6 protein-coding genes are annotated in these 8,096 nt (G+C 69.8%); 3 read left to right on the forward strand and 3 right to left on the reverse strand.

The annotated features are described in order from the left end of the window. The first annotated feature begins 208 nt into the window (after nucleotides 1–208). Nucleotides 209–1,186 carry a tyrosine-type recombinase/integrase gene (locus ACGFJ2_RS59155; RefSeq protein WP_393484256.1) on the forward strand — a complete coding sequence of 326 codons (978 nt, stop codon included), beginning with the start codon at nucleotides 209–211 and terminating at the stop codon, nucleotides 1,184–1,186. A 47-nt stretch (nucleotides 1,187–1,233) separates the two neighbouring features. Here the strand turns inward: ACGFJ2_RS59155 and ACGFJ2_RS59160 are convergent, their stop codons facing one another. Continuing rightward, nucleotides 1,234–2,202 carry an alpha/beta hydrolase gene (locus ACGFJ2_RS59160; RefSeq protein ID WP_393484259.1) on the reverse strand — a complete coding sequence of 323 codons (969 nt, stop codon included), beginning with the start codon at nucleotides 2,200–2,202 and terminating at the stop codon, nucleotides 1,234–1,236. 102 nt (nucleotides 2,203–2,304) lie between these two features. After that, nucleotides 2,305–2,622: an antibiotic biosynthesis monooxygenase gene (locus tag ACGFJ2_RS59165; RefSeq protein ID WP_350600099.1), complete on the reverse strand. Its 318-nt coding sequence runs from the start codon at nucleotides 2,620–2,622 to the stop codon at nucleotides 2,305–2,307. A gap of 143 nt (nucleotides 2,623–2,765) precedes the next feature. Between ACGFJ2_RS59165 and ACGFJ2_RS59170 the strand changes: the two genes are divergently transcribed. Continuing rightward, nucleotides 2,766–3,659 (forward strand): AraC family transcriptional regulator, encoded by an 894-nt coding sequence (locus ACGFJ2_RS59170; RefSeq protein ID WP_148646602.1) that lies wholly within the window; start codon nucleotides 2,766–2,768, stop codon nucleotides 3,657–3,659. A 155-nt stretch (nucleotides 3,660–3,814) separates the two neighbouring features. After that, nucleotides 3,815–4,564 (forward strand): SDR family oxidoreductase, encoded by a 750-nt coding sequence (locus tag ACGFJ2_RS59175; RefSeq protein WP_357962565.1) that lies wholly within the window; start codon nucleotides 3,815–3,817, stop codon nucleotides 4,562–4,564. A 342-nt stretch (nucleotides 4,565–4,906) separates the two neighbouring features. On the opposite strand, the gene ACGFJ2_RS59180 is transcribed toward ACGFJ2_RS59175, so the two are convergent. Further along, nucleotides 4,907–7,963 carry a Tn3 family transposase gene (locus ACGFJ2_RS59180; protein WP_393484264.1) on the reverse strand — a complete coding sequence of 1,019 codons (3,057 nt, stop codon included), beginning with the start codon at nucleotides 7,961–7,963 and terminating at the stop codon, nucleotides 4,907–4,909. Nucleotides 7,964–8,096: the final 133 nt, after the last annotated feature.

Genomic DNA, 8,096 nt, shown 5'->3' on the forward strand with positions numbered 1-8,096 from the left:
CAGGGGGTTGAGGAACATCGGAACGAAAACCGGCGCTAAGCCTCGATCGGCCCTGGTGGGCGGCTGACGGATGGTCGGCGGCGGGACCCGTCTGAAGTCTTCCGCAGATAACGCTCTATTATCTGCGGCATCGCTGATCGCGACCTGCGGCGACGTTCTCGGGGCTGTGTACGAAGCGGCCCCGTTATCTGTGGCAAGGGGGGAAGCGGTGCCCGCCGTCGTACGACTGCCCGTCGGAAAGGCGTTGACCGTCCGCGCGGCGGCCGACGTGTTCCTCGACTCGCTCGACAACGCGAACACGCTCCGGTCGTACGGAATTGGCGTCGGCAAGACCGCCGAGCACCTCGGTGATGCCCGCCCGCTCGCCACCGTCGCGGACGACGAGATCGGCGGCGCCCTCGAACAACTGTGGGGCGAGGCCGCGGTCAACACGTGGAACGCCCGGCGGGCGGCGGTGCTGTCGTGGCTAGGCTGGTGTGTCGAGCGCGGATACGACGGCCCGGCTGTCCCGGCCTGGGTGAAGCGGATGCCCCCGCCGGACTCGGAGACCCCGGCCCACTCGAAGATGGCCGTGGACCGGCTGATCGCCCGGCGCGAGGTCCACCTGCGGGAGAAGACGCTGTGGCGGATGCTGTACGAGACCGTCGCGCGGGCGGAGGAGATCCTCGGCGTCAACATCGAGGAGCTGGACCTTGCCGCCCGCAGGGCCCCGGTGAAGGCCAAGGGCTCGAAGCCGCGTACCCGCCGCCGCGGTGCCCCGCGCGAGGACTACGTCATGGAGCCCGTGTACTGGGACGCCGGCACCGCCCGCCTGCTGCCCCGGCTGATCAAGGGCCGCACACGCGGGCCGGTGTTCGTCACCCACCGCAAGCCGGGTCCCAGCAAGGTCATCGCGCCGCGTGACGTGTGCCCGGACACCGGGCTGGTCCGGCTGTCGTACGGCCAGGCCCGCGCCCTGCTCGACGCCCACACCGCAGTCGGCGGGGTGCCGGGCACAGGCTGGGACCTGCACGAATACCGCCATTCTGGTCTCACCCACCTCGGCGAGGCCGGGGCCAGCCTGCCCATGCTGATGGCGAAGTCCCGGCACAAGAAGCCGGAGAACGTACGGCGCTACTTCCACCTCTCGGCGGAGGCGATCGCCGAGGTCACCAGCCTGCTCGCGCCCGGAGACAGCAGACGCTGAGGTCTTAGCCAAGGCTGAAGCGTACGACCGAAACTCGTCGACTTCACCTATGCGGCGGGGTTCGTGGGCAGGAGCCGGGCGAGCCAGTCGGTGCGGGTTCGGCGGGCTGTGGCCGAGATGTGTGCCTGAGGGGACAGGGCGTCGAATCCGTGGAAGCCGCCTGCCCAGACGTGGAGTTCGGCCTGGCCGCCGGCAGCCCAGATGCGGGTGGCGTAGTCGGTGGCCTCGTCGCGGAAGACTTCGGCGGAGCCGGCGTCGATGTAGGTGGTCGGCAGGCCCGCGAGGTCGTCGGCCAAGGCGGGTGAGACGTATGCGGGTACCTCGTCGTCGGTGAGGTCGCCGAGGAGGCAGCGCCATCCGAATCCGTTCATCTCCCGGCTCCAGACGCCGGGCCCGTTCGAGTACTGGAGGCTGGAGGTGGTGGTGTTGCGGTGGTCGAGCATGGGGCCGATCAGGACTTGGGCGGCGATCGTCGGGGTGTCGCGATCGCGGGCCAGCAGGGTGACGCCGGCGGCGAGGCCGCCGCCCGCGCTGGCGCCTGCGACGATGATCCGGTCGGGGTCGATGCCCAGTTCTTCGGCGTGGTCGGCGATCCAGAGCAGTCCCTGGTAGCAGTCGTCGACCGGGATGATGCCGGTGGCCTCGGGCGCGAGCCGGTAGCCGACGGAGACCACGACGGCGCCGAACTCGTCGAGCCACTCCAGCGGGATGTCGATCTGTGAGAAGCGGTCGCCCATGACCATCCCGCCGCCGTGCATCCAGTAGACGCAGGGTGCGGCGGTGGTGCGATCGGTGTTCGCGGGACTGAAGACGGACAAGGGGATCGTGGTGCCGTCCGCACTCGCAGCGGTGACCTCGCGCCGGTCGATCGCGCGACCTTCGAGGAGCGGATCGACGGGCAGCGAGGAGAAGGGGCGCACCTGCGCCAGCACTTCCGGGCTGAGCTGGGACATCAGCGGCATGTCGGCCAAGAGTTCATGCAGTTCGGGGTCGAGGGCGGGTCGTGCCGTAGTCATGGTCGTTGCCTTTCGTGGGTGGTGGCGGGACGGTCGGGCGAGGAGGGGGCGCCTCAGCGGGCACCGCGGCGGCACGGGCTGGGGTGTGGTGTGTTCGGCGGGTCAGAAGGCGGCCTTGCCGCGGACCGGCACGTAGTCGGTGTACTCGGACTCCTTGGCCAGCAGTCCGCCGATCTGCGCCACGATGGCCTGGGCGGCCTCGCCGGCGAAGATCCGGTGGTGGTCCTCCTCGCTGGTCCAGCCCTCGGTGACGTGGACGACGTCGGGGGCGGACGCGGAACGGGAGACGAGGTAGACGACGCAGTACTCGCTCGCGCCGGGGCTGCCCTCGTGCAGGCCGGTCAGCAGCAGGTCGACGAGCCGGTCGCCCATTCCGGGCCTGGCGGTCAGGGTGGCGTTGAAGCCGTACGTGGCAATCATGGAGGCCTTCTTCTACGTTGATGGAGTGAGGTGATTCCATTCAATCGCCATGACCTGCGAAAACGTTAGAACGATGCTCGCTGGTACTTGCACGATCCTCGCGAGCACGGGAATTGCAGCACAGACAGTGCTGCAATGGACGCATGCACCTCGAAGAGCTCCGCACCCTGCTGGCCCGGCATGCCCGGCCCGACTGGACCACCGCCATCGACGGCGTCCTCATCTCCAAGGTCGACCGGCCGGATCCGCCCGCGCCCTCGATGTCCGGCACGGTGCTCGCAGTCATCGCCCAGGGCGCCAAACGCCTCGCGCTGGGCGACCGGGTCTACGCGTACGGCGCCGGGCAGTACCTGGTCGCATCCGTCGACCTGCCCGTCACCGGACAGTTCACCCAGGCCGCCCCCGAGCAGCCGGCCCTCGGCTTCGGCCTCACGCTGGAACCGTCCGCCGTCGCCGAACTGCTGCTGCAAGCCGGTCCCGGCGACACCCCCCGCCCCGCTGGAGGCACTCCGTCGGGGATCGCCGTCAGCGACGCCCCGCCCGCGCTGCTCGACGCGGTAGTCCGGCTGCTGCGCCTGCTCGACGAGCCCAGCGACCGCGCCGTACTGGCCCCGCTGGTCAAACGCGAGATCCTGTGGCGCCTGATCACCGGCGAGCAGGGCGCGACGGTGCGCCAGCTCGGCCTCGCCGACAGCGGCCTCAGCCATGTCGCCCGGGCCGTGCGCTGGATCCGCGAGCACTACGCCGAGCCCTTCCGGGTCGAGGACGTGGCACGGCTGTCCGGGATGAGCGTCTCCGCGTTCTACCGCAACTTCCAGGCGGTGACCGCGATGAGCCCCATCCAGTTCCAGAAACAGATCCGGCTCCAGGAGGCCCGGCTGCTACTCGCCACCCACCCGGGCGACGTCACCGGAGTCGGCCACCGCGTCGGCTACGACAACCCGTCGCAGTTCAGCCGCGAGTACCGCCGCCAGTTCGGCGCACCCCCGAGCCGGGACGCGGCCCGCCTGCGAAGCACCGCAGGCGTCCTACCTTGAGCGGCCGGATTATGAGGGAGGATCGTGCAAGACGAAGCGACGATAGTTCTACTATTCCAGCAGGTCAGAGCGATTCAATGGGATCACCAGTTCTTCCGCGGGGCAGGAAAATGCCTGTCTATTCGCGGGTCCCACTACATCGCAAGGATCACCGCATGAAGACAGTTCTGATCACTGGTGCCTCATCCGGATACGGACGGGAGACCGCCCTGTACTTCCACTCGCAGGGGTGGAACGTCATCGCCACGATGCGCACTACGCGTGCGGGCGTCCTGCCCGAGTCGGACCGGCTGCGCGTCGTCGAGCTCGACGTGACCAAGCCCCAGACCATCACCGCCGCGTTCGAGGCGGCCGGGCCCATCGACGTCCTGGTCAACAACGCGGGCGTCCCGTCGATCAGCGTGTTCGAGGGCACCCCCATGGCCCGAGTGCGGGAAGTCTTCGAAACCAACACGTTCGGCGTGATGGCGACGACGCAGGCGGTGCTGCCCCAGTTTCGCGAGCGCGGCTCCGGCGTGGTGGTCAACGTGACCTCCAGCGTGGTGCTGGGCCACATGCCGCTCTCGGCCGTCTACAAGGCAAGCAAGATGGCCATCGAGGGATTCACCGCATCCCTCGCGCTCGAGCTCGCGCCCTTCGGTGTGCAGGCCAAGACGGTCGAGCCGGGCGCCTGCCTGACGACGAACTTCGCGGCCAACGCGACGAAGGGCGCCTCGCTGGACGAGCTGGTCCCGGCGCCCTACGCACCATGGGCGAAGAAGGCCATGGGCGACTTCACGGGCCAGGACCTGTTCACCAAGGAGAGCGACGTCGCCGAGACAGTGTGGCGAGCCGTGCACGACACGACCGGCCAGCTGCGATTCCCCGCCGGCCCCGACGCGGTCTCGCTCTCCCAGGCGAAGTGATCAGCCAGCAGGCAAGGTCACGCCGTACTGATACCAGGAGCCGGCCCCGCGCCCACGCACCGGGTCGGCTCGCCGTCGGGCGCTCACCCCGATGACCGGGAACCTGACCAACGACGAGAAGCCGGACCGGTTCGCCCTGGACCACGGTCACCGCCGGGACGCCGTCTACGACCGGCCCGCCTGCCGACAGAAGGCGTACCGGGCCCGCCGGGCCGCCGAGCGGATCCGCGAAGCCGTAACAGCTCCGGCCGGTGTGTCGGCTCCCGTACCCCTCTCCGGGGCCTGGGCAGCGCAGACGCCTCGGTCAAGATGGAGGAGACCACGACGAGCCATCGTGCGACGTCACTCGTCGTCGGTGGCGTCCTTGTCACGCAGCGGGCGCATCCCGCCGGGCAGCACGGGCAGCTCGAACGAGTACCGGCCGAGCATGTTGATGTGCTGCCGCACGAACGGGGAAAGGCGGGCGACGTCCTCGTCGCGCACGTCGAACCCGTCCGTGCGCAGTTGGTTCACAGCGGCGTCCATGTACCGGGTGTTGAAGAGGACGACGGCGTTCAGGACCAGGCCCAGCGCGCCGATCTGGTCCTCCATGCCGTCCTGGTAGCGCTGGTAGAGCTGCCCGGAACGGCCGTGGAAGATCGTCCGGGCGAGGGAGTGGCGGCCCTCCTGGAGGTTGGCCTGCGCCTTGATCTGGCGGCGATAGCCGGGCTCGTCGGCCAGGCGCAGGATGTGCAGGCTCTTGGCGATCCGCCCATAGTGCGCGATCGCGTCTCCCAGCGGGGTCGGCCGCCCGTCCCGCGACAGCATCCGGATCACGTCGTACGCGCGCACGGCGCCGGTGTGGATGGAGCCGATGATGCGCAGGATGTCCTGCCACTGGCGTTCGATCCGAGTGAGGTCGACCCGGCCGCGGGCCGCTTCCTGGAAGGCGCCGTAGTCGGCGGTGCGGTCGATGCGCCACATCTTCTGGTCCGGCAGGTCCGCGAGCTGCGGCGCGTACGCGAACCCGGCCAGGGTGAGGAGTCCGAAGACGATGTCGGAGTACGAGGCGGTGTCCGTGACGATCGTCTCCGGGCGCTTGCCGCCGTCCCGGTCGTAGAGGACATCGAGCACGTACAGGGAGTCGCGCGGGGTGCCAGCCACCACCTTCCCGCCGAGCCCCGCCGCCTGGTCATTGATCATGTTTAGCCACGTCGCGCCGCCCCGGCGCCCGAAGTACTTCGGGTTCGGCCGGGCGTAGACGGAGGGGACGGGGACGACGAACCGCATGCCGTCGACCGAGGCGACCAGCCCGCCGCCCCACACCTGCGCGAGGCCGATGGACGCCTGGTGCTCGATGAGGGTGGCGTTCGCGGCCCGGTAGGTGGCCAGTCGCAGATACGTCTGGTCAACGTGGGACAACCTGCCGTACTTCAGCTCGTCGATCCCGCCGATGACTGGCGTGTAGCCGACGTTGCAGCCGTGCGCGACCAGCAGCGCGGCGACCGTCACGTGCAGGTCCTTCGGCCTGGCCTCGCCGCCGGTGATCGAGGTGAACGCCTGGTCGGCGCCAGTCCACGAGAACACCTCCAGCAGGACCTCCGGCAGGTCGACGCGGGGCATCATCGCCTCCACCGCCTTCCGCAGGTCGATCAGGGAGGCGGGTTCGGGCTCCGGCTCCAGGGCGGCGAAATGGAGGCGGCCGTCGTCGCCGAACACGATCTGGGAGGTCGCCGGCACCCGCCCGGCGACCTCCCGGTACGTGCCGTCCAGCAGCGCGGCCCGCGCCGCCAGGTGCTCACCCGCCTCGCCGGGCAGGTTCAAAGAGGCCAGCACGGTCGGGCGGACCTGCTCCCACGCCTCGCCGTCCAGCAGCTTCGCCCGCGGGTCGCCCCACTTCGAGAAGTTCTTGGCGAACACCTCCCGCCGGCGCAGCAGCCGGTGGAAGGATTCCAGCACGCAGAACACGTACGCCTTCCAGTCCACAGTGCCCGCCTCCAGGTGCGGCGCCGCCAGCACGAGGCGCCGCCACGAGCCGACCAGCAGCGACGTGTCGATCTCGTCGGGTCCGACCTTCTTGCGCCCCATCAGGTCGGGCAGGGACTTCAATGCCTTTAGGACCGGCAGGCCCTCCGGGGTCGCGCCGAAGTCGACGACCTGGACCAGGAGCGCCAGGAACGGCCGTACGGTGGGGAACCGGGTGACCAGCATGGTGCGCCAGGCCTCGTCCGCGTCCGAGTCGATCGGCGGCGCCAGCTCGAACAGCGCGGCGATCGCGGCGGCCAGCTCCTCGCGCGGCACCACCTCCTCGATCCGCTCCCACATCGCCGTCAGCGTCGCCACCTCCGGCGGACTAATCTCCCCGGACTCGGTGTCGACCTGCTCGCTCGTGGTGTCGAACACGACCCGGAACGCGGTCGCCAGCCTGATCCCGGCCCGCTCCATCCTCGGCAGCGTCTTCAGCTTCTGCTTTGCCGTCTCCCGCTCCGCCCGCGCGAGCAGCTTCGTCGCGATCAGCACCTCCAGCAGATCCAGCGCGTCGTCGACCGCCCTGCTCGTCAGGTAGACCGCGGTGGCCAGCAGCGTGGCCAGGCGCCGCGAGTCGCCGTGACGTCGCAGCAAGGACGCCTTGCCGTCCACGCCGTACCGCGACAGCTCCGCCAGCCGCCGCGGCGGTATCCCGGACACGTCCAGCTCACCCATCCCGAACGCGTCGATCTCCGCCGCCCGCTCAAGCGCCCACTTCATCTGGGGCCCGGAGATCCGCACCGGGCCGCGCCGCAGCCGGTCCAGCTCCGACACCCGCGCACCGGGCGGCACGGTCAGCAGGGAGTCGAGCACCGCCCGCTGACCGGCGCTCAGCAGCCCGCAGAGGCTGTCCCACAGCCGCTGGTTCGCCGCCTCCCGCACCGAAGCCACCAGCCGGGCGAGCGTCGTCACACCGGGCAGCAGCACCCGCCGCTCACGCAGCCACCCCACCGCCGCGTCGAACAACGCCTTCGGGCCCTCCCCGGTTGTCCACGCCCGCGCGTCCACCCACACCCGCAACTCGGCTTCCGCCTCGGCGAACTCCGTGTACTCCAGGAGCTTCCGCAGCTCACGGACGTGGGCCAGCCGGGTGTTCTCCCGTTCCCCGTACGCCTTCAGTGCCGACGCGTCCGCGATGCCGAGCTGCTCGGCAAGGTAGTCGACAACTTCGGCCGGCATTTCGGTCGGGTCGTCCAGGAACACCCCGAGGTAACGCGCGGTCGTGAGCTGGGCCGCGAAGCCCAGCCGGTTGTGGGACCGCCGCTTGCCCTCGATCAGCTCCCGGTCCGCGTCGTCCAGGAAGAAGAACCGCTCCAACTCCGTACGGGACGGCGTCCCGTCATACGCCGCGTACGCGGCGGCTTGTGCATCCGTCAGAAACTCGACCGGCACCCCGGACCTCCACACAGTCAATGATCAGCACGACTGCTGAAGGCTCCGCCCTCGAAGAAGTCCAGGTCAAAGCGCTCTCAGGTGCACGGGAGGCTTAGCGCCGGTTTTCGTTCCGATGTTCCTCAACCCCCGA

Origin of the sequence: Nonomuraea sp. NPDC049028, assembly GCF_043197735.1 — a bacterium.
GTDB lineage: Bacteria > Actinomycetota > Actinomycetes > Streptosporangiales > Streptosporangiaceae > Nonomuraea.

Bases quoted from the DNA above. Each gene is read 5' to 3' on its own strand.
- ACGFJ2_RS59170 (WP_148646602.1), top strand. From the start codon at position 2,766: ATGCACCTCGAAGAGCTCCGCACCCTGCTGGCCCGGCATGCCCGGCCC.
- ACGFJ2_RS59160 (WP_393484259.1), bottom strand. From the start codon at position 2,202: ATGACTACGGCACGACCCGCCCTCGACCCCGAACTGCATGAACTCTTG.
- ACGFJ2_RS59175 (WP_357962565.1), top strand. From the start codon at position 3,815: ATGAAGACAGTTCTGATCACTGGTGCCTCATCCGGATACGGACGGGAG.
- ACGFJ2_RS59165 (WP_350600099.1), bottom strand. From the start codon at position 2,622: ATGATTGCCACGTACGGCTTCAACGCCACCCTGACCGCCAGGCCCGGA.